This window comes from Robiginitomaculum antarcticum DSM 21748 (assembly GCF_000365025.1).
In the GTDB taxonomy this organism is placed as follows: domain Bacteria; phylum Pseudomonadota; class Alphaproteobacteria; order Caulobacterales; family Maricaulaceae; genus Robiginitomaculum; species Robiginitomaculum antarcticum.
On record NZ_KB823014.1, the window covers coordinates 95283 to 121823 of the forward strand.

At 51.9% G+C, this 26541-nt stretch carries 27 protein-coding genes; 11 read left to right on the forward strand and 16 right to left on the reverse strand.

Going from position 1 to position 26541, the window contains the following annotated elements; translation table 11 throughout:
* Positions 1-76 precede the first annotated feature (76 nt).
* The 5 genes from H142_RS0112435 to H142_RS15745 all read left to right on the forward strand — a co-directional run bounded on the left by H142_RS0112435 (position 77) and on the right by H142_RS15745 (position 4031).
* Positions 77-1405 carry a Fic family protein gene (locus tag H142_RS0112435; protein WP_017932476.1) on the forward strand — a complete coding sequence of 443 codons (1329 nt, stop codon included), beginning with the start codon at positions 77-79 and terminating at the stop codon, positions 1403-1405.
* A gap of 130 nt (positions 1406-1535) precedes the next feature.
* Positions 1536-2399, forward strand: a complete 864-nt coding sequence (gene nadC, locus H142_RS0112440; RefSeq protein ID WP_017932477.1) for a carboxylating nicotinate-nucleotide diphosphorylase — start codon at positions 1536-1538, stop codon at positions 2397-2399.
* 159 nt (positions 2400-2558) lie between these two features.
* Positions 2559-2849, forward strand: coding sequence for a type II toxin-antitoxin system RelE/ParE family toxin (locus H142_RS0112445; RefSeq protein ID WP_169331864.1), 291 nt, complete (start codon positions 2559-2561; stop codon positions 2847-2849).
* 10 nt (positions 2850-2859) lie between these two features.
* On the forward strand, positions 2860-3162 hold the full coding sequence (locus H142_RS15740) for a HigA family addiction module antitoxin (protein ID WP_033315311.1): 303 nt from the start codon (positions 2860-2862) through the stop codon (positions 3160-3162).
* 83 nt (positions 3163-3245) lie between these two features.
* Positions 3246-4031, forward strand: coding sequence for a hypothetical protein (locus H142_RS15745; RefSeq protein WP_017932480.1), 786 nt, complete (start codon positions 3246-3248; stop codon positions 4029-4031).
* Between the two features lie 34 nt (positions 4032-4065).
* Here the strand turns inward: H142_RS15745 and H142_RS0112460 are convergent, their stop codons facing one another.
* From H142_RS0112460 to H142_RS0112485, 6 genes are all read right to left on the reverse strand, one after another.
* A complete protein-coding gene (locus H142_RS0112460; RefSeq protein ID WP_156812026.1) occupies positions 4066-4590 on the reverse strand; it encodes a hypothetical protein in 525 nt (174 codons plus the stop codon).
* A gap of 153 nt (positions 4591-4743) precedes the next feature.
* Positions 4744-5670, reverse strand: coding sequence for an electron transfer flavoprotein subunit alpha/FixB family protein (locus tag H142_RS0112465; RefSeq protein ID WP_017932482.1), 927 nt, complete (start codon positions 5668-5670; stop codon positions 4744-4746).
* Positions 5670-6416, reverse strand: coding sequence for an electron transfer flavoprotein subunit beta/FixA family protein (locus tag H142_RS0112470; RefSeq protein ID WP_017932483.1), 747 nt, complete (start codon positions 6414-6416; stop codon positions 5670-5672). Before H142_RS0112470 ends, H142_RS0112465 begins: the two co-directional genes overlap by 1 nt.
* 179 nt (positions 6417-6595) lie before the next feature.
* A complete protein-coding gene (locus H142_RS0112475) occupies positions 6596-7171 on the reverse strand; it encodes a cob(I)yrinic acid a,c-diamide adenosyltransferase (protein WP_017932484.1) in 576 nt (191 codons plus the stop codon).
* A complete protein-coding gene (locus H142_RS0112480) occupies positions 7164-7361 on the reverse strand; it encodes an HIG1 domain-containing protein (RefSeq protein WP_017932485.1) in 198 nt (65 codons plus the stop codon). The genes H142_RS0112475 and H142_RS0112480 overlap by 8 nt, the downstream gene beginning before the upstream one ends.
* A 57-nt stretch (positions 7362-7418) precedes the next feature.
* Positions 7419-8621 carry a D-alanyl-D-alanine carboxypeptidase family protein gene (locus H142_RS0112485; RefSeq protein ID WP_026148040.1) on the reverse strand — a complete coding sequence of 401 codons (1203 nt, stop codon included), beginning with the start codon at positions 8619-8621 and terminating at the stop codon, positions 7419-7421.
* A 164-nt stretch (positions 8622-8785) separates the two neighbouring features.
* On the opposite strand from H142_RS0112485, the gene clpS reads away from it, so the two are divergent.
* From clpS to H142_RS0112505, 4 genes are all read left to right on the forward strand, one after another.
* Entirely contained in the window at positions 8786-9118 is a 333-nt protein-coding gene (clpS, locus tag H142_RS0112490; RefSeq protein WP_017932487.1) for an ATP-dependent Clp protease adapter ClpS, read from the forward strand.
* A 26-nt stretch (positions 9119-9144) separates the two neighbouring features.
* Entirely contained in the window at positions 9145-11490 is a 2346-nt protein-coding gene (gene clpA / locus H142_RS15750) for an ATP-dependent Clp protease ATP-binding subunit ClpA (protein ID WP_017932488.1), read from the forward strand.
* A gap of 160 nt (positions 11491-11650) precedes the next feature.
* Entirely contained in the window at positions 11651-12151 is a 501-nt protein-coding gene (locus tag H142_RS16490) for a peptide chain release factor family protein (protein WP_051048622.1), read from the forward strand.
* A gap of 112 nt (positions 12152-12263) precedes the next feature.
* Entirely contained in the window at positions 12264-13040 is a 777-nt protein-coding gene (locus H142_RS0112505) for an SDR family NAD(P)-dependent oxidoreductase (RefSeq protein ID WP_017932490.1), read from the forward strand.
* Positions 13041-13091: 51 nt separating this feature from the next.
* Here H142_RS0112505 and H142_RS16495 read toward each other — a convergent pair whose 3' ends face one another.
* Both H142_RS16495 and H142_RS0112515 read right to left on the reverse strand, forming a co-directional pair.
* Entirely contained in the window at positions 13092-13553 is a 462-nt protein-coding gene (locus tag H142_RS16495; RefSeq protein ID WP_051048628.1) for a helix-turn-helix domain-containing protein, read from the reverse strand.
* 211 nt (positions 13554-13764) lie between these two features.
* Positions 13765-15444 carry a dipeptidyl-peptidase 3 family protein gene (locus tag H142_RS0112515; RefSeq protein WP_017932492.1) on the reverse strand — a complete coding sequence of 560 codons (1680 nt, stop codon included), beginning with the start codon at positions 15442-15444 and terminating at the stop codon, positions 13765-13767.
* A gap of 130 nt (positions 15445-15574) precedes the next feature.
* Here H142_RS0112515 and panC point away from each other — a divergent pair, with 130 nt between their 5' ends.
* Positions 15575-16429 (forward strand): pantoate--beta-alanine ligase, encoded by an 855-nt coding sequence (panC, locus tag H142_RS0112520; RefSeq protein ID WP_017932493.1) that lies wholly within the window; start codon positions 15575-15577, stop codon positions 16427-16429.
* Position 16430: 1 nt separating this feature from the next.
* Positions 16431-16943: a hypothetical protein gene (locus H142_RS0112525; RefSeq protein WP_017932494.1), complete on the forward strand. Its 513-nt coding sequence runs from the start codon at positions 16431-16433 to the stop codon at positions 16941-16943.
* A 32-nt stretch (positions 16944-16975) separates the two neighbouring features.
* Here H142_RS0112525 and H142_RS0112530 read toward each other — a convergent pair whose 3' ends face one another.
* The 8 genes from H142_RS0112530 to acs all read right to left on the reverse strand — a co-directional run bounded on the left by H142_RS0112530 (position 16976) and on the right by acs (position 26484).
* The gene (locus tag H142_RS0112530; RefSeq protein ID WP_026148041.1) at positions 16976-17518 is read right to left on the reverse strand and encodes a PepSY-associated TM helix domain-containing protein; all 543 of its coding nucleotides are present in this window, start codon (positions 17516-17518) and stop codon (positions 16976-16978) included.
* A gap of 67 nt (positions 17519-17585) precedes the next feature.
* The gene (locus H142_RS0112535; RefSeq protein WP_017932496.1) at positions 17586-18017 is read right to left on the reverse strand and encodes a DUF1489 family protein; all 432 of its coding nucleotides are present in this window, start codon (positions 18015-18017) and stop codon (positions 17586-17588) included.
* Positions 18018-18109: 92 nt separating this feature from the next.
* A complete protein-coding gene (locus tag H142_RS0112540) occupies positions 18110-19060 on the reverse strand; it encodes a hypothetical protein (protein ID WP_017932497.1) in 951 nt (316 codons plus the stop codon).
* Between the two features lie 85 nt (positions 19061-19145).
* On the reverse strand, positions 19146-20654 hold the full coding sequence (locus tag H142_RS16500; RefSeq protein WP_017932498.1) for a glycoside hydrolase family protein: 1509 nt from the start codon (positions 20652-20654) through the stop codon (positions 19146-19148).
* Positions 20655-20762: 108 nt separating this feature from the next.
* A complete protein-coding gene (gene mgtE, locus H142_RS0112550; RefSeq protein WP_017932499.1) occupies positions 20763-22127 on the reverse strand; it encodes a magnesium transporter in 1365 nt (454 codons plus the stop codon).
* Between the two features lie 115 nt (positions 22128-22242).
* Complete coding sequence (locus H142_RS16505; protein ID WP_017932500.1) at positions 22243-23595, reverse strand: alpha/beta hydrolase family protein; 1353 nt, start codon at positions 23593-23595, stop codon at positions 22243-22245.
* A 77-nt stretch (positions 23596-23672) separates the two neighbouring features.
* Positions 23673-24527, reverse strand: coding sequence for a LytR/AlgR family response regulator transcription factor (locus H142_RS0112560; protein WP_017932501.1), 855 nt, complete (start codon positions 24525-24527; stop codon positions 23673-23675).
* Positions 24520-26484, reverse strand: coding sequence for an acetate--CoA ligase (gene acs / locus H142_RS0112565; RefSeq protein ID WP_033315339.1), 1965 nt, complete (start codon positions 26482-26484; stop codon positions 24520-24522). The genes H142_RS0112560 and acs overlap by 8 nt, the downstream gene beginning before the upstream one ends.
* Positions 26485-26541: the final 57 nt, after the last annotated feature.

The following is a 26541-nucleotide window of genomic DNA, read 5'->3' on the forward strand; positions in this document are numbered from 1 at the left end:
CGATTAGTTTATAAATTATAAAAATCTATACTATTTATAACTTGCTGCAGATTAGTTTATAGACTATAATATACTAATGAGAATACCTGCAACACCACCTCATAATAACATTGGTGAATATTTAAGCGACCCGCAAAGCGCAGAAAAGCTTCCTGAGTTACAATATAAAATTTCAAGTGCAAAAGAATATTTACACTGGGATTTGTTAAGGCGGAAAAAGACGCCTGAAAATGTATCTGCTGAATTTTATTGGGCAGTTGTAAAGTTAGTTCGAATGATGACAAGAGTTTTCGTTCCTCTCGTTGAGAGAACAGATCCTCAACGTAATTTTCATTATACTCGCCCCGACAGCCTGCTCGCCAAACTTCGACAAATAGATCTTAAAGCAGGCGGCTTGGTTACAGCTACTGGAGACACAGGCGTAGACATCGACAGTCGCAGATACTTAACGCGTTCAATTCTTGAAGAACCCTTCAGTAGTTCAGTTCTTGAAGGTGCTGCGACGACGCGCGAAAGAGCAAGAGAAATAATCGATCAGGGAGCCACTCCACTAAATGAGAGTGACCGTATGGTTTTGAATAATTATCGGGCAATGATGTTTATAAAAAATCATAAGGACGAAATGCTCACGCCTGAGTTAATTTGTCAATGCCACAAGATTATTACTGAAGGAACCCTGAAGCACCCTGAAATGGGGGGCCGCTTCCGTGACAATAATGACGTAGATGTCGCAGATAGCATAACCGGTGATGTTTTCCACATTCCGCCCAATTTCACTGAGCTTGATTGGCGGATGAGTTTTCTCTGCGATTTTGCTAATGCTGGGGAGGGCGAAGAAATACGATTTATTCACCCCGTGATTCGGGCAATAGTTTTGCACTTTATGCTGTCCTTTGATCATCCATTTGTGGATGGAAATGGCAGAACTGCGCGCGCTCTATTTTACTGGTCAATGTTACGGTCAAAATACTGGTTAATGGAATATGTTTCTATATCGACAATAATAAAGCGCGCGCCTAAAAAGTATGGTTTAGCATTTTTACACACTGAAACCGATGAAGGCGACCTAACTTATTTTATTTTACACCAACTCGACATAATTTTAACGGCTCTCGACGAACTGGATCAATATCTAGACCGGCAAAAAAGACGCCATGCACAAGCCAGTACTCTTATATTAGATGAACAGATCAACAGACGACAACGGGCTCTTCTTATTGAGTTTTCACGACGTGTAGTCATGAAAATCACCATTAAGCAGCACAAAAATAAAGAGAAAGTCTCCTACCTTACAGCGCGATCAGACCTTGAAAATCTAGCAGAACATGGATGGCTAACAAAAGATGCATCGGGACGCCCAACATATTATTCCCCCGGCTCTAAACTGCGTAGTATAATGCAATAGATACACTAACAATGAGATTAATTCATAACTATGAGATTAATACATCAAACTTAAATCGCTCACCCCAGTACAGAAAATATCAAATTACCTTTGTATCATCGCACTTAGACATACTTTATGAAAGTTGACAATGACCGATCTCCCCCCCCTTCCCCGCGTCATAATCGAGCCCATGGTGCGGCGCGCGCTTATCGAGGATTTCGGTAATAGCGGCGACCTGACGGCGAATATATTAGTGCCGGATAACGCGCATAGTGCCCTGTCTTTCCGGCCGCGCGAAACGGGTATTATTTGCGGGCAGCAGCTGGCGGCGCTGACCTATGAACTCGTCGATAGCCGCGTTAATTATGAACTTTTATCGACTGACGGAACGGCAGTAAAACGTCATGACGTCACCGCCCGCGTAGATGGCCCGGCGCGCAGTCTTTTGTCTGCCGAACGTGTGGCCTTAAATTTCATGGGCCGTATGAGCGGGATTGCGACTCTGACATCGCGCTATGTCGAGGCCGTTAGAGGCACATCAGCGCGTATTGCCGCGACGCGTAAAACCACGCCAGGGCTGCGCGCGATTGAAAAATATGCCGTGCTGGCGGGCGGCGGTTATGCCCACCGCGAGAGCCTCGCCGCAGCCATCATGATTAAAGATAATCATATTGCGCTGGCGGGCGGCGTGGACGCCGCTTTGTCGCGCATAAAAGCGCGCGCCGATCACATGGCCAAGATCAGCGTCGAGGTCGACACATTAGAGCAATTTGAAACCGTTTTATCTTATGAACCGGACGTGATCTTGCTGGATAATATGAGCCCGGCGCAATTATCTGAAGCTGTAAAAATCGCAGGATCGACACAATATCGCCGCCCCACACTCGAAGCCTCCGGGGGCGTTAATCTTGACACTGTAGCCGCCATTGCCGCCTCCGGCGTCGACGTGATTAGCGTTGGCGCGCTGACCCACAGCGCACCCAATTTCGATGTCGGACTGGACGCGATATAGATTTTGACACTTGACATGCGTCACGTGTCACGTTATGTAAATCATGACTACAGAATCATTGTAATCCCCCCTTACAAGTCTAGGCATAGTCAGCGAAAGGCTGACACAGCGAAGTGAGCCTAGATTGTCCTTTGAATACTTTTTCAAATGGAGATTAAGATGATTATTAGAAGTGTACGCCATAAAGGTTTAAAGCGCTTAATACAAAAGAACGACCCGAGCCTGTTGCCCGCTCAATATGTAAGCAAAATTAGGCGTTTATTACTGGCCTTGAGTATGGCCACAGACATTAATGACTTTTTGGCTCTTCCCCACGGACGGCCTCACAAATTGAAAGGAGATCGTTCAGATAGTTATGCAATTTCTGTATACGCCAATTGGCGCCTGACGTTTATTTATATGGAGGATGATCAGTCTCTCCATATTTTAGACTTTGAGGACTATCACTGATCTGAAGCTTATGACTATCGAGTTTAATATACCACCGGAGCACCCCGCAGGATTCCTAAAGGATTGGATATTGCCTGAGGGTATGACTGTTACCGAAGCGGCCAAGCGATTGGGCGTTTCGCGGCAAAGTCTTGATGCGCTTTTGAACCAGCGGCGATCCCTCACCCCCGAAATGGCCAAACGTCTGGAGCTCACCTTTGGCGGCACAGCCCGTTTGATGCTCGCCTTACAGACCAAATATGATTTATATCTCACTGAACAACGGGTTGCAGAAATTGCTAAAACTTTGACGCCCTTTAAACGAGCTGGCTAGATATCCATATACAATCTTTAGTTTAGTCACAATGCAATTTGCGTTTGATTGTTTTAAAGTGCTTTACACGCTTTACTCTACAAATGAAGCGGGGGCTTGTTCTAGTTATTTTATGTCTTTGGGCGCCGCTCGCCCGCGCCGGCGCGTGGCCTTATGATAAAGGCACAGGACAGATTATCACGACGACGGTTTACGCGCAGGCCGATACGCAATTTGATGAGACAGGTGAGCCGTCTATCGACGCCGAATTTCGCAAGTTTGATACGTCTATTTATTGGGAGCACGGATTATCTGATAGATGGACAATCATCCTGCAACCGACATACCAAAATGTGGCCTTCGAGACGACAGCAGGACCCGAAGACTATTCCGGTTTCGGGCCGACTGAACTAGCGTTGCGCCGCACACTCTGGCGGAACGAGAAGACGATAGTGTCGGCGCAAGGCGGCGTGATATTTGCGGGCGGCGGCGAGAATATTCCTGATAGAGCGCTGGGCATAGGCGGCACGGATTACGAGGCCCGACTGCTACTGGGGCGCAGCCTCATGATGGGGTCGCGGCGCGGATTTGCCGAAGCCCAATTTGGGTACCGCGTGCGAAGCGAAGGCCTCCCCGATGAGTGGCGTCTTGACGCGACCCTTGGCTTTCGACTCGTCGAGTCCGTACAGATTATGGGACAGATATTTGCTATCCAAAGTCAGCCCGCTATCTTCCCGCAACGTGAATATTTCAGCGTTAAAGGGCAAGCCTCAATTGTCTGGGACAGAGCCGCTAACCGGAGTTATCAACTCGGCCTCTACCAAACCCTCGCCGGAGAAACCATTGTCAAAGAGACTGGATTAGTGTTTTCTATCTGGCAGAGATATTAGAGGGACTATATAGTACCTTCTGGCCCGTGACCTCTCATTTACTGGGAATATAAGTAAATATGGTCTTGGGTTTTAATTGATCTGATTTTGGACAGGTCTTTAAATCTTTAAGACACAAATCAGCACCCTCTACGTGCCCATAAGATAGGGTTAAACTAGAGTTTTTAAACCTAAAGAATATTTCGGCCCCTTCATGCCAAGCCCAAAATATATCGCCTTCGGGGAACACTTTTTCAATCTCAGCAAGTGAAGTGTCGAATAGATTTATGTGATTATAGTAAAAAATACTGTGCTCAGAAGATATAGTTTTTACGCGCCCATCCAAAAACTGAACAGATAATTCATAATCACCACAAATATTCAACCGTGTTTCAATCCACTCATCTCCATAACGTCTAACCGGAAATAATTTCGTGGAATAGAGTTTTTCAATTTCACTTTGTGTGTTCCCTAAAACTTCAGTTTCCAAATAGTCATCGGATACATCAAGACTACAAAGTTTTTCAGCCGATGCTATTTCGGGCAAGCTCATCATACCCAAAATGAAAATAAGCAGCATAAAAATATTTATCGGAAGATACGACATATTATAATCACCGTTGCGAAACTTAAAAACCTCTTTCCCTATAATTGTGTCAAAGTTAAGGTATGTAAAACACACAAAAAAGCCCGCTCGGATGAGCGGGCTTCAATTGAATAAATATCATTTAATTTAAAGTGCGGCGTCGAGCTCGGGTACGGCTTTGAACAGATCGGCGACAAGGCCATAATCCGCGACTTGGAAAATCGGGGCGTCTTCATCTTTGTTGATGGCGACGATGATTTTACTGTCTTTCATACCGGCTAAATGCTGGATCGCTCCGCTAATACCAATGGCGATATAAAGCTCCGGCGCGACGGATTTCCCTGTCTGCCCGACTTGATAATCATTGGGCACATATCCTGCGTCAACAGCGGCGCGTGATGCGCCAACAGCAGCGCCGAGTTTATCAGCCAAGCTTTCAATGATCGCAAAGTTTTCCGCAGAGCCTACGCCGCGTCCGCCGGAAACAACGATTTTAGCCGCCGCCAGTTCAGGGCGGTCGGATTTGGTCAGCTCTTCGCTGACAAATTGCGATGTTGTCGGCGCGGCCGGCGCATCGAGCATTTTGTCGTCAGCGCTTCCGCCCTCGCCCGCCGCGTCAAATGCGGTGGTGCGGACTGTGATGACTTTCTTGGCGTCAGATGATTTCACGGTTGCCATGGCATTGCCGGCATAGATGGGACGGATGAATGTATCTGCGCTCTCCACACCCGTGATTGAACTGATCTGCATTACGTCAAGCTTGGCGGCCACGCGCGGCATATAGTTTTTATGCGCGGTTGTATCGGGCGCGATGACGGCGTCATATTCGCTCATCAACGGAACTATTACGGCCTGCATCGCTTCGGCAAGCTGGCGCGTCAGGCTGTCATGGTCAACGCCGAGAATGTGGCGCACACCGTCGATTTTCGCCGCCTGGGCCATGACGTCTTTGATGTTTTTACCGGCGACCAGAATATCGACATCGCCGCCCATTTGTTTGGCGGCGGTGACGGTTTTATGCGTCGCGTCTTTAAGGTCTGTATTATCGTGTTCAGCAACAACAAGAATGGCCATTAGATCACTCCTTCTTTTTTAAGACTGGCGACCAATTCTTCGACATTTTCAACGATGACGCCGGCGCTGCGTCCGGCCGGCTCTGTGACTTTGACCGTCTTTAAGCGCGGGGTCGTATCGACACCGAAATCTTCAGGTGTTTTGGCATCTATCGTCTTTTTCTTGGCCTTCATAATATCGGGAAGGCGGGCATAGCGCGGCTCATTGAGACGCAGATCGGTCGTAACAACAGCCGGCAATGTCAGTTTGACGGTTTGCAGTCCGCCATCGACTTCGCGCTTGACGGTCATTGAACCTCCGCTGGTCTCGACCGTGTTGGCAAATGTGCCTTGCGGCCAGTCCAGCATGGCCGCGAGCATAGAGCCGGTTGCGCCGTAATCATTATCAATCGCCTGCTTGCCGGCAATAACCAGCTGCGCATCTTCGGCCTCAACAATGGCCTTAAGGATTTTAGCAATGGCCAAAGGTTCAAGATCTTCGTCGGTGAGAACATGAATGCCGCGGTCCATACCGATGGCCAGTGCCGTGCGGATGGTTTCCTGCGCTTTGGCGGGGCCGATGGAGACAACAATCGCCTCGGTAGCGGTGCCGGCTTCTTTCATGCGCACAGCCTCTTCGACAGAAATTTCGTCAAACGGATTCATGCTCATTTTAACATTGGACAGGTCAACGCCGGATTGGTCAGCTTTGACGCGGGCTTTAACGTTATAGTCAAGCACGCGCTTGACCGGGACAAGGACTTTCATATTTTACTCCGTATCGGGGTAGATTTTAGCTTTCGCTTCATATGCTTTGTTTACGCGGCCAGCGCAAGACGGCTGCGTATTTATATGCAAAAGAGTGCATATTCTGATTTGCCATAAATGATTTTGAATGCGTCACCTAATTTCAAATCGAACAATGTTAGCGTCACGGCCTTTATGGCTTACCGGCTTGCGCCCGGCACCCATTTGACATCGGCCTCGCCTTTATCATTGCACCAGCGCGCGGCGACAAACAGAAAATCGGACAGACGGTTGATATATTTCACCGCCATGGGATTAACAGCATCGACGTCTTGCATCGCCACAATATTGCGTTCCGCGCGCCGCGCGACCGTGCGCGCCTGGTGTAGAAAAGCTGAGGCTGCGCTCCCGCCCGGCAGGACGAAACTATTGAGCGGGGCGAGATCTTCATTTAGCGCGTCGAGGTCTGCCTCGACCTTATCAATCTGGCTCTGGACGATGCGCAGCGCATATTCACTGTCAGGATCTTCACCCTCTGGCAGTGGCGTGGCAAGGTCCGCGCCCAGATCAAACAGATCATTCTGGATACGCGAGAGTATATCGTGGACAGCTGGTCCGCTGACATGAAGCCGTGCCAAGCCTATGACGCTATTGGTCTCGTCTATATCCCCGTAAGCGGCGACGCGCGCGCTGGCTTTAGATAGGCGCGAACCGTCAACCAGACCCGTTGTGCCGTCATCACCCGTGCGGGTATATATTTTATTGAGCTTAACCACTTTGGGTTTTGAGCCAGACAGCGATGAGCATAATCACGACCGCGCCGCCCTGGGCGTAAATACGCCGCCACATCCATTGGTTGGATTTGATGCGCGCTTCTTCGCTATTGGACGCCAATTGGATCAGGCCCATCACCAAGGTGAACAGAACCACCAAAACAGAGGCGATAATAATAAGGTTTAAAAACATAACAGGCCTTTCAGTTAGGCTCTATATACGACCCCGCGCGAAAAAAATAGCTGCGGCTTATTGTGCAGGGGCGATCAGCATGCAGTTCATGGCCGAGCTGCGCAGGGCCGCGCAGGCGGCTTGGGCTGCCCCGCCCTCCAGCCCCGTAAGGCGCACGCGGTATTGCGCGCCCATAGGCGTAATGTCCGGCGTAGCGGGCCCGCCGATAATTGTCATAGCCGGATCAATCGCGGCCTCGGCCGTGACGGGATCAGAAAACAGACCGATCTGAATTTGCCATGTGGACTGCGCAGCGCGCATGGGCGCGGTGTTAACGCCCAGCACAACCTGGCGCGTGACGGCGCCGCGTCCACGCAGGTTGAACACTCTGGGCGCGCCGGTATAAGCGGCCAATTGAGTTTGCGGCTGCGTCATCGCGATCAGGGCCGGTTTTTGAGCCTGCACTTCAAAGGCGCGGTCAATAAGACGTTCCATATGCTGGTTACGCGCCGTGGTGCTTGCCCCGCCGAGCACGACAGCGATGATGCGCCGCCCGTCGCGTTGCGCGCTGATCGTCAGGTTATAGCCGCTGGCATTGGTATACCCGGTCTTAAACCCGTCAACACCGTCAACGCGGCCTAAAAGCCTGTTGTGATTGCGCAATGTCCGCCCTTTATAGACAAAGCTTTGCTGTCCGAAATAATGATAATATTTGCGATGATTGACCAGAATTTGATCAGCGAGCTTGGCCTGATCGCGCGCAGTGGTCAGCTGCGCCGGATGTGGAAGGCCGGACGCGGTCATATAAGTCGTGTGGTTCATGCCTAAAGATTTGGCCCGCGCCGTCATCATCATGGCGAAATTGTCTTCGGTTCCGCCAATATGTTCGGCGATGACAATAGCCACATCATTTGAGCTTTTAACGGCAAGCGCCTGTATCGCCTTATGCACTGTAAGGGTCTGCCCTGCGCGCAGACCCAGCTTGACGGGCTGCGCAGCCGCTGCATTGCGCGATACCGTCATTTTATCCGATAGGGCCAGATCGCCGCGGTCTATGGCATCAAAAACCAGATATAGTGTCATCATCTTGGTGAGGCTGGCGGGATAGCGCGGCGCGTCAATTTGCCGGGCGTGCAAGACTTCGCGGCTATCGGCATCTACCGCAATGGAAGCGTAGCGGTTAGCGCCGGGCCCCGCATAGACGTTTGAATACAGCGAGCCTGCCCATAGCAAGGACATGGCCGCAATATAGCGCAAAACATACATAATCCGGTGATTCATGAACGTAAATTAGGTCGCCGGAGTTTAATCTTCGTTAACAGAAATTTACCATTTTAGCCTTGAGAGCCATTCGAACTGCGCTAGGCTTGCAAATATCCATTATGGGGGGTTTTCGCCAAAAGATTACTTCCTATCTATCAGTGTAAGACAGACACGGAGAGTTAATGCCCGACGACAATACGCCAGATGCCCCGGACGGGACGCCGGAACGCGGCGTAGCCACAAAGACGCGGCCCAAGACGAAAAAACCGTCAATGTACCGCGTTTTAATGATGAATGACGATTACACCCCTATGGAATTCGTCGTTCAGATTTTAGTGGGCGTCTTTAACAAGACGGCCGAAGAGGCAACACGGGTTATGCTCGCCGTTCACCAAAGCGGTGTCGGTGTTTGCGGCATATACACTTACGAAGTCGCAGAGACGAAAGTGTCGCAAACGATGGACGCCGCGAAGCGGGCTCAACACCCGCTACAATGCACAATGGAAAAGGCGTAAATTATGCGCCCTGAAAGGATAGTATAATGGCTTCATTTTCACCTTTACTGGAAGAAACCATTCACAAGGCTCTCGTATTTGCGTCTGACCGCAAGCACGAATTGGCCACGCTCGAGCATTTATTGCTCGCGCTGATCGATGACAAAGACGCCGCCGCCGTTATGACGGCCTGTGATGTCGATCTGCAAAGCCTGCGCGCCGATGTGCTGCGCTATATTGACGAAGATCTTATGAGCCTCGAAGTCGACGACTTTGAAGAGGCCCGCCCGACCGCCGGTTTCCACCGCGTGATTCAGCGCGCCGTCATTCATGTTCAAAGCTCCGGCCGTGAAGAAGTGACGGGCGCGAATGCGCTTGTGGCCCTGTTCGCCGAGCGCGAAAGCCACGCCGTCTATTTCCTCTCCGAGCGGGATATGACGCGCTATGACGCGGTTAATTATATCTCCCACGGTCTGGCCAAGAACGGCAAAAGCGCCCCAAGCGCGCCGCGCGGCGCTGAGGGCGAGGACGAGGACGGCCCTAATAGCAAGAAAGACAGCGCGCTGGACAGCTATACGGTCAACCTTAATGAAAAAGCCAAAGCGGGCGATATTGACCCGCTGATCGGGCGTGACCACGAGGTCGATCGCTGTATCCAGGTGCTGGCCCGCCGCCGTAAAAATAACCCGCTTCTGGTGGGTGATCCCGGCGTTGGTAAAACCGCCATTGCTGAAGGTATTGCGCGCCGTATTGTCAACGGCGAGACACCTAAAGCGATTGCAGAGAGCACGATTTACTCGCTGGATATGGGCGCCCTTTTGGCCGGAACGCGTTATCGCGGGGATTTCGAAGAACGCCTCAAAGCCGTGATGACCGAGCTTGAAGAGACCGAAGGCGCGATTTTGTTTATTGACGAAATTCATACTATTGTCGGCGCAGGCGCGACATCAGGCGGGGCGATGGACGCCTCCAATCTGCTTAAGCCCGCACTTCAATCCGGAAAGTTGCGCTGTATGGGCAGCACAACCTTTAAAGAATATCGTCAGATATTTGAAAAAGACCGCGCGCTCGCCCGCCGCTTCCTCAAGATCGATGTGATCGAACCAACGCCCGAAGATACGGTGAAAATCCTTGTCGGCCTGAAGTCTCATTTTGAGGACTTCCACAATGTCAAATATACCGATGAAGCCATTCAGGGCGCTGTTGATCTCGCTGTGCGTCATATCACCGACCGTAAATTGCCAGACAAGGCGATTGACGTGATTGATGAGGCCGGGGCCAAAATAAAACTGCGCGATGATGAAAAAGAAACAAAGTCCAAGCGCAAGAAAAAGGTCGGCATTAAAGAGATCGAAGATGTCATCAGCCGGATTGCGCGCATTCCGCCCAAATCCGTCAGCCGCGACGATGCCAAAGCGCTCAAAACTCTGCCCGCAGATTTGAAACGCATGGTGTTCGGACAGGATGACGCGATTGAGCAAGTGGCTTCGTCTGTGCGTCTGTCCCGCGCGGGTCTGCGCGAGCCGAATAAGCCGATCGGCTCTTACCTATTCTCCGGCCCGACCGGCGTGGGCAAAACCGAAGTCGCTAAACAGCTCGCTATGACCATGGGCTTGCAGCTTCTGCGCTTTGATATGAGCGAATATATGGAGCGCCATACTGTGTCACGCCTGCTGGGCGCGCCTCCGGGATATGTCGGATATGATCAGGGCGGTCTTCTGACCGATCAGGTTAACCAAAATCCGCATAGCGTGCTTCTGCTCGACGAGATCGAAAAGGCGCATCCGGATGTGTTTAACATCCTTTTGCAGGTCATGGATAATGGCTCGCTGACCGACAGTAATGGCCGCGCGGTTGATTTTCGCAATGTGATCTTGATCATGACGACCAATGCGGGCGCAGCCGATGCCGCGAAAAACGCCATTGGGTTTGGCCGGGATAAACGCGAGGGCGAGGATGACAAAGCCATCAAGCGCCTGTTTACGCCGGAATTCCGCAACCGTCTGGACGCGATCATTCCGTTCGCGCCGCTGGACGAGGACACCATTGCTCACGTCGTGGACAAGTTCATCATCCAGCTAGAGGCGCAGCTAGCTGACCGCAAAATCATGTTCGAGCTGTCCAAAGCCGCCAATGCATGGCTGGCCGGTAAAGGCTATGACCGTCAATTTGGCGCGCGTCCGCTGGGCCGTGCGATCCAGGAGCATATCAAAAAACCGATTGCGGAAGAAATTCTGTTCGGCAAGCTCCGCCAAGGCGGATTGGTTAAAGTCGGCGTGGATAAAAAAGCGGATAAACTCACCTTTAAAATTATCCCGCCGGAGCAGCTGAAAATCGAAGGCAAAGGCGGCGGCAAAGGTTTGCCAGCGCCGAAGCCGAAAGAGGACGCGTAATCATTCTGCCCAGCCGAAAGGCTAGGTTAACTCTCAAAGAAAAACCGGCGCAAATGCGCCGGTTTTTTTATACCGAAACGATGCCCATTAATCACCACGATTAACATTGGAGGTAAAGACGCATAGATGTTACTGCGCGCATATGCCCAGCAGCACCCCCATGCCCAACCGTAACGACCTGCTTGATATGGATGACGACGCTCTGCTGTGCCATTGCCGCCAAGAGACTTACCGTGCATCCGGCCCGGGAGGACAGCATCGTAATAAAACGGACTCGGCGGTTCGGCTGTCAATTCTAGGCGGCTTGGTTGTGGCCCAGTGCGCGGATCATCGCTCCCAGCACCGTAATCGGAAGGACGCGCTCGCGCGTCTCCGGTCCAGCCTCGCAATAGACCTGCGCATGCCCATAGACGCGCAAAGCGAGACGCAGCATTGGCACGGCTCATGGGCGCTCGGCAAAAAAGACCGCCGCTATGCCGCCTTTTTAGGGCATGTGCTGGATGTCCTATCGTATCACGACTGGGCCGTCGGTCTTGCGGCGGAGGCGCTGGGCCTCTCAACGGGAAAGCTCATCCGCACCCTCGCCCGCGACCCCCACGCCTGGGCCGCCGTCAATCAAGAGCGCGCAAAGCTTGATTTGATCAATCTAAGGCGCCCTTAAGATCGATTTAAATTCTTTAAAACAAGACAAATACCGAAGGTGATGCACCGCCTTATAAATGGAACGATGCCACGCACCGCACCGTTGGTTAGACAACATAAAGGATTTTCACATGACACAAACGGCACTGATTACGGGCGCATCCTCGGGCATTGGCAAAGAGATGGCCCGTATCCACGCAGAAAAAGGCGGCGATCTTGTCATATTGGCGCGCAGCAAAGATGAGCTCAACGCGCTCAAAACAGAGCTTGAGACGACGTATGGCGTCACTGTCACTGTGCTGGTCAAAGATCTGTCCAAAGAACTGGCCCCGCAGCAGATTTTCGACGCCGTGAATAAGGCCGGTATTGAGATTGACTATCTGATCAATAATGCGGGATTTGGCGGCGTTGGTAAATTCCACGAGCGCGATTGGGACAAAGACCGCGATATGATACAGGTCAATGTCGTCGCCCTATCTGCGCTGACGCGGCTATTCCTACCGGATATGGTAGCGCGCAATAGTGGACGCATATTGAACGTGTCCTCCACAGCTTCCGTTGTCCCCGGCCCGATGCAGGCGGTTTATTTCGCAACGAAATCCTATGTCCGCTTTCTCTCCAACGCGATTGCCGAAGAGCTTCACGACACTAATGTCACGGTGACAGCCCTCATGCCCGGCGCGACGCAATCCGATTTCGCCAAAACCGCCGATATGGAAGATACGAAATTATTCTCCAGCACAGCCAGCGCCCGAGACGTCGCGCAGACCGGTTATGACGCCATGATGAAAGGCGAGCTGGAAACCTTTGCCGGACTGGATTTTAAAACCAAAATGACCATGCGCCTTGCCCCGCTCATGCCAAAATCCGCCGTCATGCCCAAAATCCGTAAGATGCAGGGTGGGTAAACGAAAACAGGCTATTTTTTAAAAGTCGACCATCGTCACGTTAATCTTGGATCACCCTGACAATTCTGATTTATTTTTATAATATGTCGTGAGCTCCACGATGATAGCCGCAAGGCCAAACCCCGCCAACCCGACAGTCCACCACATTGCAGGCACCAGCATGACGTAGCCTTCGACCCCGTCACCGAGGCTAATCGCTGCAAATACGATCATACCGAAGACATAGCTCGCCAGATTAATAAGAAACCCGAGGCGCAGCGCATCTTTGGTTTTAGAATTTTCCTGTCGCAAATTTATCGCGGCCTGCTCACGCGGATCGACCATCAGAGCTATGACATCAACATTATAAGCCGCCGCCAGAGCCATGACAGAGTCGCGCGATGCGCCATCGCCATTCTCAATCCGTTGCACTGTTCGAAGACTAACGCCCGCTGCATCGGCAAGGTGCTCCTGCGACCAACAGCGCTCTTCGCGCCAGCGTTTGATCTTTGCTCCATCAGGATTCATTTGCATTTTACGCTCCTTAATCATGCCTAATATGACCCGATGAAAGTAACAAAAATCTAAGCGTTGACAACGTCAGCCCTATGACAAGCAGCCGTCAAAGAGGTGCCAACCCTGCGACAAGATACGCGACAGACTTATGTGCCGAAACGTTTTTACACTGTCATAAAATTAAAGCGGCACATTGAGCGCCGCTTTAATAGAAACTGAAACTGAAGCCTTAAATCTTATCAGGATAGCTCGGGCGGATATCGTAAGGAATATCGTCGAGCTTACCGAGTACGGTATCCGCGGCATCGTCGAGGCGTGCATATTTATCCAAAAACGTTTTAACCGCATCATAATCGCCATTGCCTTGAAGCACCACGACCATGCCTGTCAGATCGGAAATGGCCTGCTCAAATTTGGCGAAATCGATACGGAATCGGCTCTCTTCAGGGAGCCACTCAACCGCGCCGACTTCGCGAAAATAGCTATATTGAAAAGCTGCGCCTTTGCCGTGTGCGGCATCAATTCCAAAGCGCATAGAGCGGAAAAGACCGGTGAAATATGTCGCCAGCATCGCCTCTTTTTCAGAGGCCGGGATTTCGCCGCGCTCCATCATATAAATAATATTATAGACGCCCATGACGTCCGCTTTGCCTTCTTCCATACCGGAATATAGGTCCTTAAGCTGAGCATTTACGGTGGTTTTCTCGCCGTTGATTTCGATACTGCCGGGGCCGAGACTGTGAGAGAGTTCGTGAAATAAGGTATCCATGGCCATGTATTTTTTGACCGTTAACCGGGCTTGGTCAGGCACGAGGACGCGCTCGCCAATGGGCTGCAAAATCATTTCATATTTCGCGCCAAGCACATTGTTCAGGATGACTTTTTTCGCGCCTTTGGCTTCGCGCACTTTCTCATCATTGGGCAGATTAAACGCAATGGTTTGCACGCCCGGCACATTATCGCCGCCGCCGTGAATTTGATACGCGGCCACGATCGGGCTTTCAAATCCGCGCTGGAAATTTTTATAATGCTCCTCAACAGGCAGGTTTTTCTCCATATCTTTGAGGAAGTCTTTATATTTGCCAATCGCCTTGGACTCTTCGGGGTTCTTCACCGTGATGAAAGTCTCAAACGCGGTTTTGTACCCATAAAGGCCATCGTCATACACTTCATAAGGGCCGTAAACGACTTCGATCGGGCCGTCCAAATCCATCCACGCCATTTCTGAGTCGAAATAGTCATCATCCAGTAAAGCATCGGCGCGCAGGCCTAAGAATTTTTTCAAATTGGCATTTTTGGTGATCTTTGCCGCCTCGCGCAATTTCGCGGCTGCAGGGACAAGAAACTCTTTATATTCTACCGAATATGGCACGGCATAAAGCGTGCCGTCTGCATTGCGTTTAATGACCGTATAGCCGGAGGTAAATGCGGCTTTGTCATCGGGATTGGCGTCAATATGTGCTTCAAACTCAGCCTTGGTCATATCGGCGGGATAGAAGCCGGCACCGGCGGTGCACGGCGTATCGCCATAAAACACACGGCCCTCATTGAGCGTATCGCAGACGCCGTAATGCAGGTCGAACATAGACAGCATTAAATCATCACCTGACGCCGCAATTGTTTCGCGCGTAGCCGGGTTATTCGGATTTAATTGCCGCATGTAAATCTGGTCAATATAGTCGCCGGCTTCAATTAACAAATTAACGACGCGGCGCTCTTCGCTTGTCAGGAATGAGGTGTCCGTATCCATTTTGACAGGCGCAATTTTATCATGTTCGCGCTGTAGATCATAGCCGGTCTGCGCTGCGGCTACAGGCTCTTGCGGTGCCGGCGCGGCGGTCTCATCCGGTTTCGGGCTACAGCCCGCAATTAGAGCGGCGGCGGCAATGCTGGCGAGTAAAATACGCATGATGGATCCTTTGTTTATGTACGCGCAGTTTAGGCAAATGCGCGCGCGGCTGCAACGTATGTCTACGTGTATTTTGACGCGCCTTGGATAAAGGCTTTTCATCCCGCGCCGCGCGTCTTAAACGCGGCTCATGACCCATAACCCGATTATTGTAAGAACGCTGACGGAGTTGCGTGGACAGATATGGCAGTGGCGCGGAGGCGGCGAGTCTATCGGCCTTGTCCCCACCATGGGCGCATTGCATGACGGGCATTTATCACTCATCCGGCTGTCGCATAAATATGCGAGCAAAACCGTGGCCAGCATTTTCGTCAATCCGGCGCAATTTGCACCGGGCGAAGATTTTGAAGCCTATCCGCGCACCGAAGCCGCTGACGTTGCGGCGCTGGCCTCCGCGCGGTGCGATCTTGTCTACATTCCCGATACGCACAGTATGTATGATGAGGGTCATAGCACATCGATTAAAATTACAGGTGTGGCGCAATCGCTCGAGACTGATCACCGTCCGACATTTTTTGACGGCGTGGCCCTTGTCGTGGCCAAGCTGCTCAACCGCGTCGCCCCAGATTTCACGATATTCGGCGAGAAAGATTATCAACAGCTCGCCACGATAAGGCGGCTGGTGATTGATCTGGATATGCCGGTGAAGATTATCGGCGCGCCGATTGCGCGCGACGCACATGGCCTCGCTTTGTCGTCGCGCAATCGATATTTTGACGAGGGCGCGCTGACGCTGGCGCGCAAACTGAACGTCATTATGTTTGACTGCGCCGCCAAAATGGGCGCAGGCATGAATGTCGACGCCGCCGCCGCTCAGGCCAAACAGGACTTTCTCGATGCCGGATTTGAGAGCGTCGATTACGTCGCCGTCGCCTCCGCCCATTCACTCACGCCGCTCTCGGGCGGCGTTCTGGACCGCACATCGCGGCTATTGGTGGCGCTGCATTGCAGGGGCGTGCGCCTCATTGATAATTGCGAGATCTAGGATGAAAAAGTTTATTTCGGTTGTCGCCTTGGGCATATTATCATCATGCACCCACATTTCTAATTACAGCCCTAATGATGAAGATAGATGCGTTATTTATGCTGATCTTGCTGATGAAAGAATTTTGACTTCTCCCAGCAGGGGCAATCCGGATATACGTCAAAAAGTCTTTTATGAGCATGGTGGGCCACCTGTTTTCTCAACAGAAAATATCAATTGGACAACAAATATTGATAACAATTTTTCGCTAGAAAGCTGTAATTTTGGAGAATACATTCAAGTTGTTGATGGTGAGAAAACAATGTGGGAGCTCAGTAAAAGTATTCCCGGAGACGCGTTAGACGTGGATTACTTAAATACATCACAAATTGTTTTTTCAACCGATGGAAATTATGCAATCGTAGAAACCGGAATAATCTGCGGATGGCTTTGCGGCGTAATGTTCATACATTTGTTTGAATTTATAGAGGGTGAGTGGACACAAATTGCCATTGCAAGCACGGGAGTGGTCTAATTTTACCGGTGTTGTTGTTAAATATTTTTAGCCTAAATAATAAAGACCAAGCCCAAAATAACCAGCGTTCCGAGGCTGGTTACCCAGAGCGTGCGTTTGCGTAGCGGCTTTGACCAGAGCCCCATCCATAATCCGGACAGCACTACAAACAGAAGTGCCAGCGCGACAAATTTCTGATACCATTTAAACGCTACAGGGCCGTGGCCTTTATGCAATTCCATCATGCTGGCCTGGAAATTCGGGTCGCGGTAAGAGGCGGTCATAACCCCGTCATCCAGCTCAAGCTGATAATAGGCGCGCGATGTCGGGCGGGTCTGAATCACATCGCCGCGATCTTTTATATACTGGAATTTATCCATATGGCCCTGACTTTCAAGAAACGCCTTAACGTCGTCTTTGATTGTCGGACTTTGGAAATCCAGCGTGAAACCTGCAGGAACCGTGATCGGCTCTTGGCTCGTATTGCCTTTAATATCAAGCAGGTATAGCCCGCCGGAAATAGCGGCGAGGATAAAAGCGGGAGCCATAAAGGCCGCCAGAATAAGGTGAATTTGGATCAAAAGTTTGCGTGTCATACCGCGGCTATAGGAAAGTTTTTCGTAGGCAACAAGGCATAGGAAAGTTTTAATATCGAAAAGCGCCTTACCATGCGCCAATTTCGACTAATTTATTACGCAATTTTGGCGGCAAAGTCTCCGCGCCCGCAATCTCGCTCAGATCCGGCGGCGCGTCTTCGGCCTTAAGATAACGCCAGCCTTGAAAGGCCCTGCGCGGCGCGGGCTGCACAGGCACAAGTTCAGGATCCATAAGAATGGAGCACGCTTTCAGCCCTTTGGAATTCACCGTCTCTTCAAGACCGATAATACGGTTGCGGCACTGAATGATGCCTTTAATGACCCAATAAATCGAACCACCGTCCAAAAGCTCTTCTTTTTGTTTGGGAAACATCCGCGTCACATGTTCGTGACAGGGCAAAAGGCCCTTCCCTGCGCGGCGCTCGACAACTTTATTCTGCCATGTCTGGAGACTGTCTATACTGCGGGAGCCGACAGAGAGTTTTTGTAAATGCATCATGATAACCGTTTATACGGCTACGGACGCATTTCGGATAGGCCAGGCGCTGAGATATCACAGTCTAAAATATCTTCTGCGAAACTGGCGGTCCGCTAAAAATTTCTTACAAAGGGGTCCACTTTGGCGACATAACTATTCGCCTGCGGATCAACCTTAAAGGTTACGACATCTTCGCCATCAGGAACCTCATATGCCCCGACTTTGCGCAAGATGCGCCCCGCGATAGATTTGACATATTTCTCGGGCCCAGAGGCGCTGATCCAGCGCGATTTAACGCCGAATTTTTGGCGCAACACGGCATTGGTAAACATGACAGAGTTTTTGAACGCGCTTTCGCGCGTCGAATATTCTGTTGTTATTGAGACACAAAACGATTGGTTGTCTACGCGGTGCGGCGCGTTAAGACGCCAGCTGATCATCTCGCCTTCACCCAAATCGAATGCGCGCGCTGCATCATCCATATCGGCAGCGTAAGGGATATCGTCTTCGCGGTCCTGCGTGATGATGTTCTGATAGGCTTCGTCCGACATAAACTCTTCACTGGTCGGGTAGATATAGATGCGTTTTTTGCCGCGTATATGCCACAAAATTGTTTCCGTCTGGTCACAGTGATAAGGCACTTTGGCGACAGGTGAACTAATCAATATACCGCCGCGGGCATTGAACATCGGTTCGCCGATAATCTGTGCAATCGCGCCATACATTTTATCCAGTACCGCTTTATATTCCCGGTGGATATTCATGGCCTCACGGACATTTATCCACACCGCGCCCGCTTTGGCCGCTTTGATCAGCGTTTTGCCGTCGCAGTCGCGAAAATCCCCAGTCAGAAATTTATTCGGAAATTGGGGATCGTGGTCACTCATCGTGCAAACATCGATCTTATGATTGGGATGTTTGTCCAACAACTCGGCCAGGGCGTCGTCCGTAAACAGGCCCGTTTGAGCAATTTTATGCCGCACAGTAATAATGTCTTTGCGAAATTTAGACGATTGGTCTTCGCCCCAATTTGAAAATATTTCTGATTTGAGATCGGGCTTCATTTGGTTTTCTCACATGCAATAATAATTTGCCTGTTTATACCCGTACATCGTTACCATAGGCTTTTGGACTAGGGTTAATTCCGGATTAATCTGGGCGGCGCATAAAACTCCGGGCTAGATAGTAAGCCGAGCCGAGCATTAGCGTCGCGCCTAAGACGATGGCGGTCGGTATGACAAAAGATATCCACCCCGTATTTCCCAGTCCGCCCAGCATATGGGCCATAAGTCCGCCGCCAAACATTGCGCCCCCCAGAACCATAAATGCCCCGTAAATTTCCACATAGCTGCGTTCCCGCACGGATCCATTAATATCTTTATCCGGCAGGCTGACATAGCGGTCAGCCGCATTTTCAACCGCCGTTTTTTGTTGGGCCCGCGCCTCTTCTAGTGTCAATGTATCATCAATCAGCTGCGGTTCATCCGGCTCGGGATTACGCGTATCGTCAATTAAACGATCCAGCCGGTCTCCGACCTCTTCGGCGGCTAAAGCAATAGGCGATTTAGACTGTTTTTTATCAAGTGTGAACGACCGATAATCAGGCTGTTCCAGCTCTTCATCCGGCACGCCCAGAATCTCGCTATCATCAATGAAGGGAGACAAATCCAGAGGTTCAGTTAGTCTGTCTTCGTCAGTCTCATCAGATGAATTGGAAGGAGAGGATACACCGCGCGAGACGATAGCCGGTTTAAACCGCTCGGTAGCAGCCCGCGCAGGCGCAGGCTGTGATTCCGTTTGTGTCTCTAACTCCGGCTCTGGCGATGTGTTAAGGCCCGGCGCCTGCGCGGGCGCGGCTTGGTAAGGCGGCAAAGGCGGCTCCTCAGGCGTAATACCGGTCTCAGGCTCCGGTGATGCGTCCGGCGAACGGCGGCTGGCAGCCTCCGTGATAGCGTCTTCGTCTTCGTCTTCGTCTTCGTCTTCGTCTTCGTCTTCGTCTTCGCCATCAGCGTCATCGGTTGTGCCGCCAGACAGATCTAAAGGAGCAGCCTCCACGCGCCGTGTCTCAACGGTTTTCCGGATATGGGGCGCATGGGCCACAATGCCGTCTTCAGGATCAAATTTACTTGCATCGTCAGAAACAGGACTGACAGAATCATCGCGCTGCGGCGTGATCTCTTCGCGGCCCGCAGACACTGCGGCGCTTTCAGCCTTCAAAAACAGCGCTTTTTCTGCTGTGCGGCGGCGCATTAACGCGTCAACGACATAGACTTTACCGTCAATATCGGCTTTGCGCCAGGCGTCAAAGCCATTGGCCGCGTCCAATATGCGTCCATTATTTATCGCGTGACGGACATGGCTGTCGCGAAAGGCTGTCTCGCCAATATTAAACGCCAGCGAGCACAGGGCGTCGAACTGTCCCTGCGTGAGCGGTGCATGGATCGAATCATTAATCAGTGTTTCTATGGGGCGAAGGTCATAACGTAAAAGTCGTTCAGCCTGTTCCTTGCTGACATAGGCAATCTTCTCGTCGCCGACAATATGGCCGTGTCCGACAACGGTCTGTCCCGTAACAAGTTCGGCCGGTGCAGGGCGGTATCCTTCATAGGCTTTGATTAAACGAAAGCCCAAATTAGATATCTCGAAATTATGGCTCATAAGCGTTTACCGACGTTCCAATATAACACAGTGCTCCGCACAGACGGAACCTTCGGGAGTTCATCTGCAAAAACTGCGCCGCGTTTGTAAATGCGCTTCAACTTTCTCCTAAAACAAGAGAAGCGCGGCTGTGCCCAAAAACGCGAAAAACCCGATCACATCGGTGACCGTCGTCACAAAGACCGAACTGGACACGGCAGGATCCGCGCCTGCGCGTTTCAGACCCAGCGGCACCAGAATACCGGCAAGGCCTGCGCATATATGATTTACGATCATTGCGATAAAGATAACAAGCGCGAGCGTCGCGTTAGAAAACCAAATATAAGTGATAATGGCCAGCAGAACCGCAAATAAAAGCCCGATCATCGCGGCGGCAAAGACTTCACGCCGTACAGCGCGCACGGCGTTGGCGCGGGTCAAATCGCGCTCGGCAATACCGCGCACCGCAACGGCTAAAGCCTGCGTCCCGGCATTCCCGCCCATAGACGCGACAATTGGCATGAGTATGGCCAGCGCCACGATCTCCGCAATTGCGTAGTCAAAGGCGGAAATAACGAAACTGGCCATGATCGCGGTCAGCAGATTGATAAACAGCCAAGGCGCGCGCGATTTGACCGTGCTGAGCGCTGTATCGGTCAGGCCCGCATCACTCACCCCCGCCAGCGCCAGCATGTCTTCGGTATTTTCTTCGTGAATGACATTAACAATATCATCAACAGTAATCATACCGATCATGCGATCGTCAGCGTCGACGACGGGGGCTGAGATGAGGTGGTATTTAGAAAATTGATAGGCGATGTCTTCCTGGTCCATATCACGGGGTATTTTGACCAGTAACGGCATTAGCATATTCGCTATAGGCGTGTTTCGCGGCTTTCGCATAATCTGGCTGATTGGAACATATCCGACTGGATGCATATGGGCGTCAACGACATAGACGTTGAAAAACAGCTCGGGCAAATTATCACCCTGGGCACGCATATGGTCAATGACCTGCCCGACTGTCCAGAAATCCGGAGTAGCGACAAAGTCACGCTGCATCACCCGTCCGGCGGTTTCCTCATCATAGGTAAAACTGTCTTCGACCGCGCGGCGATCCGCGTCCGGCATCGCGGAGAGCACGTCTTCTAGACGGTTATCGTCCAGCTCTTCCACCACAGCGGTTGCGTCATCACTGTCCATTTCTGACAGTGCGTCCGCAATCTGGCGATCACCCAGACGGGGCAGAACGTCTTCAAGGACTTCATCCTCGAGCTCGGACAGGATTTCCGGCGTGACCGCTTCGGGGACAAGATCAACAATCGCGCGGCGCTGCTCACTGCTCATCTGCTCTAACTGGTCGGCAACATCAGCCTCATGCGCGCCGTCCATGAGGCGCAAAAGCTCGACGCGGTCACGCGCGTCCAGAGCAATGGTCAGCTGCGCAATGGCGCTGGCTTCGGGATGATCATCATCGATTAAAGTGTCAGTCATGGCGGGGGCTCAGCGGTAAGCGTGAACAGTTACGCCGCCTCTAGCACCGCCTTGAACTCAAGGGTAGTGTCGCCTCACAGATAATCGAAAATAACTGTAAATGCCTTATATGTGCCTATTTCAGAGTAGCCTTACGACAATTTTTTGAGCTTGAATTCGCCTTCAAGAATTTCATTAAAGCGGGGAAATTCTCCCGCCGGGCCAGATTATCCGCCGGTTGTGTGCGGGCCAGCGGCGTGCCGGATACGCCGTGACCTCCTTCGGGATAGATATAGCTTTGCGTCGGCAGGCCCTTCGTCTGCCGCGTCTGCGTAATCGCGGCCACCATTTGGCCAGACGCCCAGACCGTATCTTTGCCGCCGCCGATCAGAAAGACCGGCTCATCTATATTTTCGACTTTTATGCGCGCCGCAACCGCGCGGTCAGGGAAAGCGGCGCGTCCGTTTTCATGCGCCTCTATCATGGTATATTTCCCGCCTGTGCGGCGCGCGCTTAGCGCTTTGCCCATATCGACATAGGGCACAAAGGGCAGCGCCTCGCCGCGCCATGAAAATCCCGAGGTCACGCCGCTATCCGAGCCAGCGCCCCATCCTTCCCACACAACATCGGAGGGCACGTCGGCGACAATGCCACAAAAACCTCCGCCCGCGCTGTCATCAGCAATAAGGCTTCCGGCGAGCAGAACATATTCAGCGCCTTTAGAGCCGCCAATAAGCTGAATGCTTTTGGCGTCGACATCCTTGCGCTGGCGTAAGGCTGCAACTGCGGATTCTAAATAGTCAACGCGAAGTTCTGCAAAGCCTTGCGGCAGGTCTTTGAATTGCGCCTCATTCCCAAACCATGCCGGCGAGTAATAAGGCAGTCCCAGCACAATATAACCCTCCTGCGCGAACAGGGGAGCCGACGCACGGGCGGCGCCGTCCCCCCCTTCCGATCCGCCCAGTACGACAATGGTCGGACGCGGCGACGTGATATTTTTTTGTTTTAATATAAAGGCGCCCGGGAATTGATCGCCAAGCGGCTCTTCGGAAAGGGTGTCCGTATCCGGCCCGATTGCAACCGATCTCTGCACGGTTATGGCGTCACCCGATTTGACGATAATGCGCAATTGACCCTGGTCCAGATCGGTCAGCGGGTCTTCTATATAGGACATGGTGCGTATCGGCCTGTAAGGATCCGCGAGTTCGCCATCCTGAGCGGATTGCGTCGCCGTATTTATCGCGCCTTTTTCATCGGATATATAGATAAGCGATGAGCGCTCTGTCGCCTCAGCGTTCCAATTAGAAACGCGCTCCACTTCCAGTGTATAAGCTGTATCCGGTAGCAGGCCGGAGACTTCAATTGTCGGCGGCTGCGCCCATGTCAGCCGGTCAGCGACGGTGATGGACGGCTCTGTGACATTAGGTGAGCAAGCCGCAAGGACTAATATAACGGCGGAGAGGCTAATGTATTTAACTATATTTTCCATGAGCGAGGCCTAGCCCGAATTCACTTATAGCTGACATTATTCGGTGAGTGGACAGAAATTGACGGTGAACAGACACGCTATGCCGATAATTCCCGCACTCTTTTGGCGCCGGCCCGACTGGTTGTCAGGGACAGTCCGCGCGGCAAATGCAAAATAAGGCGTCCATCGCCGGAGCTTTCCGCTGATAATATGGCGTCGATTTGCACGATATGGGATCTGTGGATGCGTAGAAACTGGCGGGTCGGTAAATCCTGTACAAACTGATTCAATGTCTTTGTCGTCAGTAGCGCTTTGCGGCGTGTCTGCACCTGCACATAATCACCCGCCCCGGACAAAGCGATCACATCGGAAAACTTAACGGGGATAATTCCATCGCGGGTCTTCACTAGAAGCTGGGCCGGGCTATCGATCGGCGCAACAGACGCATTTTTTAGCTCTGTAAGTTTGCGCTGAAGAACCAGCATGTGTTTGCGGTAAAAGGCGGCATAAGCAAATAGCGCAATGACGGCATAGATTGTTACGCTTTGAAACGCCTGCCATGTGAGTGCAATTCCCAGTAATGGACGTCCTGAAATTCCCGCGCTCATCCAGCCGTCGCGCAGGCCATATCCGACTTGCAAACCAACATACCACAAAACGCTAAAGGCCACAGCCAGAATAAAATGAGCCAAAGCCTGTTTAACCAAACCCCGTTCAATCACATAGTCTTCGAGAATTTTGACAATTGGGAATGATAACAATGCTGCTGGAACCGTATTAATCAACGCGCGCTGCATTGCCGAGAGCATTCCCGCATCATTAAAGATATAAAATATGGTCGTATAGGCGGCGGCCATAACGCCCCACCCCGCCAGTCCGATGATACGAATCTGGCGGCTGGCGACATAACCGTCAGATCTGATGGACTCCCCCGCCCTCACAGATTTATCCATCCTTGTTCATGCGGCCCGTGATCAAATCATCGACAACGCCCGGATCGGCGAGGGTCGACGTATCGCCCAGCGCGTCAAATTGGTTTTCGGCAATTTTGCGCAATATACGCCGCATGATTTTGCCGCTGCGCGTCTTTGGCAGACCGGGCGCAAACTGAATCATATCCGGCGAAGCAATGGGGCCAATTTCCTTGCGCACATGTGCCACGAGCGATTTGCGAAGCGCGTCGTCGCCGTCAATACCGGCCAGCGTCGTGACATAAGCATAAATGCCCTGCCCTTTTATATCATGCGGATAGCCGACCACGGCGGCTTCGCTAACGGCGTCATGAGAAACCAACGCGCTCTCGACTTCAGCCGTGCCCATGCGATGGCCGGAGACATTAATAACGTCATCAACACGGCCTGTAATCCAGTAAAACCCGTCTGCGTCGCGTTTGCACCCATCACCGGTAAAATAATTTCCGGGATAGGCGCTAAAATAAGTGTCAATAAAACGCTGATGATCGCCGTAAACCGTGCGCATCTGCCCCGGCCAGCTCTCTTTGATGATCAGATTGCCTTCGGCTTCTCCGTGCAGTTCCTTACCCTGCGCGTCGACCAGAGCGGGAACTATGCCAAAGAACGGATGGCTACCTGCGCCGGGTTTCATGACTGTCGTTCCGGGAAGCGGCACGATCATCGCCCCGCCGGTTTCCGTCTGCCACCACGTATCGACGATCGGGCATCGCCCCTCACCCACGACATGGAAGTACCACTCCCAGGCCTCTGGATTGATCGGCTCGCCTACCGTACCGAGTATGCGCAGGCTTTTACGCGACGTCGCGTTGACCGGCCCCTCGCCTTCGCGCATCAGCGCGCGGATCGCGGTTGGCGCAGTATAAAACAGCGACACATTATGCTTGTCACACACTTGCCAGAAGCGCGATGCATCGGGATAGGTTGGCACGCCTTCGAACATCACCGTCGTCGCGCCATTGGCGAGCGGACCGTAAATTATATAAGTGTGCCCCGTGACCCAGCCGACATCTGCGCTGCACCAATAAATGTCATCTTCTTTCAAATCGAAAACATAGTCATGTGTCACAGACGCCCACACCAGATAGCCTCCGCATGTATGGAGCACGCCTTTGGGCATTCCGGTGGAGCCTGAAGTATAAAGAATGAACAGCGGGTCTTCGGCGCTCATCGGCTCGGCCGGACAATCGTCACTTACCGTCTCCAGCGCCTCGTGCAGCCAGATATCACGCTCCTCTGCCATCGTTTCATAGCCGCCTGTGCGCCGCACAGTCAGCACGGTTTTCACGGCGCAGCCGGCTTTGTCGGCAATTTCGCAAGCCGCATCGCAATTGGCCTTAAGCGGGATTTTTCGCCCGCCGCGCACGCCTTCATCAGCGGTAATAACGCATGTACTGTCGCAATCGACAATGCGTCCGGCCAGCGCTTCGGGTGAAAAGCCGCCAAAGACGACGCTATGCACGGCGCCTATGCGGGCGCAGGCCAGCATAGCCACGCCCGCCTCAACAATCATCGGCATATAAAGCGTGACGCGGTCACCCTTTTTAACGCCCCGGGCTTTCAGGACATTCGCAAAGCGGCATACATCGCGATGAAGCTCGCGGTAAGTCAGTGTTTTATCATCGGCCGGGTCATCACCTTCCCAGATGATAGCGGGCTTATCTCCGCGCGTGTCTAAATGGCGGTCCAGACAGGACTCGGTCACATTTAAAACGCCGTCCTCAAACCAGCGCACATAAAGATCGTCTTTGTCCCAGCTTACATTTTTGACTTTGGTAAATGGTTTTTGCCACGCAATGCGCCGGCCCTGCTCGCCCCAGAAAGCGTCTGGATCTTCAATTGATGCGGCATACATGCTGGCATAGGAAACAGGGTTTAAATTCGATGTTTTCGCAAATGCGTCGGGTACGGGATAAATTTTACGCTCGATTTCGGACATGGACGCCTCCGGCATGAATTTACCTATCCATAAGCCCCGTGCGCCAAAGCGTCCACA

Excerpts from the sequence above, each read along its gene's own strand:
- H142_RS0112530 (WP_026148041.1), bottom strand. The coding sequence starts at position 17,518 with ATGACACGCAAACTTTTGATCCAAATTCACCTTATTCTGGCGGCCTTT.
- nadC (WP_017932477.1), top strand. The coding sequence starts at position 1,536 with ATGACCGATCTCCCCCCCCTTCCCCGCGTCATAATCGAGCCCATGGTG.
- H142_RS15740 (WP_033315311.1), top strand. The coding sequence starts at position 2,860 with ATGACTATCGAGTTTAATATACCACCGGAGCACCCCGCAGGATTCCTA.
- H142_RS0112445 (WP_169331864.1), top strand. The coding sequence starts at position 2,559 with ATGATTATTAGAAGTGTACGCCATAAAGGTTTAAAGCGCTTAATACAA.
- H142_RS0112435 (WP_017932476.1), top strand. The coding sequence starts at position 77 with ATGAGAATACCTGCAACACCACCTCATAATAACATTGGTGAATATTTA.
- H142_RS0112465 (WP_017932482.1), bottom strand. The coding sequence starts at position 5,670 with ATGGCCATTCTTGTTGTTGCTGAACACGATAATACAGACCTTAAAGAC.
- H142_RS0112525 (WP_017932494.1), top strand. The coding sequence starts at position 16,431 with ATGAAAAAGTTTATTTCGGTTGTCGCCTTGGGCATATTATCATCATGC.
- H142_RS15745 (WP_017932480.1), top strand. The coding sequence starts at position 3,246 with ATGAAGCGGGGGCTTGTTCTAGTTATTTTATGTCTTTGGGCGCCGCTC.
- clpA (WP_017932488.1), top strand. The coding sequence starts at position 9,145 with ATGGCTTCATTTTCACCTTTACTGGAAGAAACCATTCACAAGGCTCTC.
- panC (WP_017932493.1), top strand. The coding sequence starts at position 15,575 with ATGACCCATAACCCGATTATTGTAAGAACGCTGACGGAGTTGCGTGGA.
- H142_RS16500 (WP_017932498.1), bottom strand. The coding sequence starts at position 20,654 with ATGAGCCATAATTTCGAGATATCTAATTTGGGCTTTCGTTTAATCAAA.
- H142_RS0112540 (WP_017932497.1), bottom strand. The coding sequence starts at position 19,060 with ATGAAGCCCGATCTCAAATCAGAAATATTTTCAAATTGGGGCGAAGAC.
- H142_RS0112480 (WP_017932485.1), bottom strand. The coding sequence starts at position 7,361 with ATGTTTTTAAACCTTATTATTATCGCCTCTGTTTTGGTGGTTCTGTTC.
- clpS (WP_017932487.1), top strand. The coding sequence starts at position 8,786 with ATGCCCGACGACAATACGCCAGATGCCCCGGACGGGACGCCGGAACGC.
- H142_RS0112470 (WP_017932483.1), bottom strand. The coding sequence starts at position 6,416 with ATGAAAGTCCTTGTCCCGGTCAAGCGCGTGCTTGACTATAACGTTAAA.
- H142_RS0112535 (WP_017932496.1), bottom strand. The coding sequence starts at position 18,017 with ATGATGCATTTACAAAAACTCTCTGTCGGCTCCCGCAGTATAGACAGT.
- H142_RS0112485 (WP_026148040.1), bottom strand. The coding sequence starts at position 8,621 with ATGAATCACCGGATTATGTATGTTTTGCGCTATATTGCGGCCATGTCC.
- H142_RS0112460 (WP_156812026.1), bottom strand. The coding sequence starts at position 4,590 with ATGCTGCTTATTTTCATTTTGGGTATGATGAGCTTGCCCGAAATAGCA.
- H142_RS0112505 (WP_017932490.1), top strand. The coding sequence starts at position 12,264 with ATGACACAAACGGCACTGATTACGGGCGCATCCTCGGGCATTGGCAAA.
- mgtE (WP_017932499.1), bottom strand. The coding sequence starts at position 22,127 with ATGACTGACACTTTAATCGATGATGATCATCCCGAAGCCAGCGCCATT.
- H142_RS16505 (WP_017932500.1), bottom strand. The coding sequence starts at position 23,595 with ATGGAAAATATAGTTAAATACATTAGCCTCTCCGCCGTTATATTAGTC.
- H142_RS16495 (WP_051048628.1), bottom strand. The coding sequence starts at position 13,553 with ATGCAAATGAATCCTGATGGAGCAAAGATCAAACGCTGGCGCGAAGAG.
- acs (WP_033315339.1), bottom strand. The coding sequence starts at position 26,484 with ATGTCCGAAATCGAGCGTAAAATTTATCCCGTACCCGACGCATTTGCG.
- H142_RS16490 (WP_051048622.1), top strand. The coding sequence starts at position 11,651 with ATGCCCAACCGTAACGACCTGCTTGATATGGATGACGACGCTCTGCTG.
- H142_RS0112560 (WP_017932501.1), bottom strand. The coding sequence starts at position 24,527 with ATGGATAAATCTGTGAGGGCGGGGGAGTCCATCAGATCTGACGGTTAT.
- H142_RS0112515 (WP_017932492.1), bottom strand. The coding sequence starts at position 15,444 with ATGCGTATTTTACTCGCCAGCATTGCCGCCGCCGCTCTAATTGCGGGC.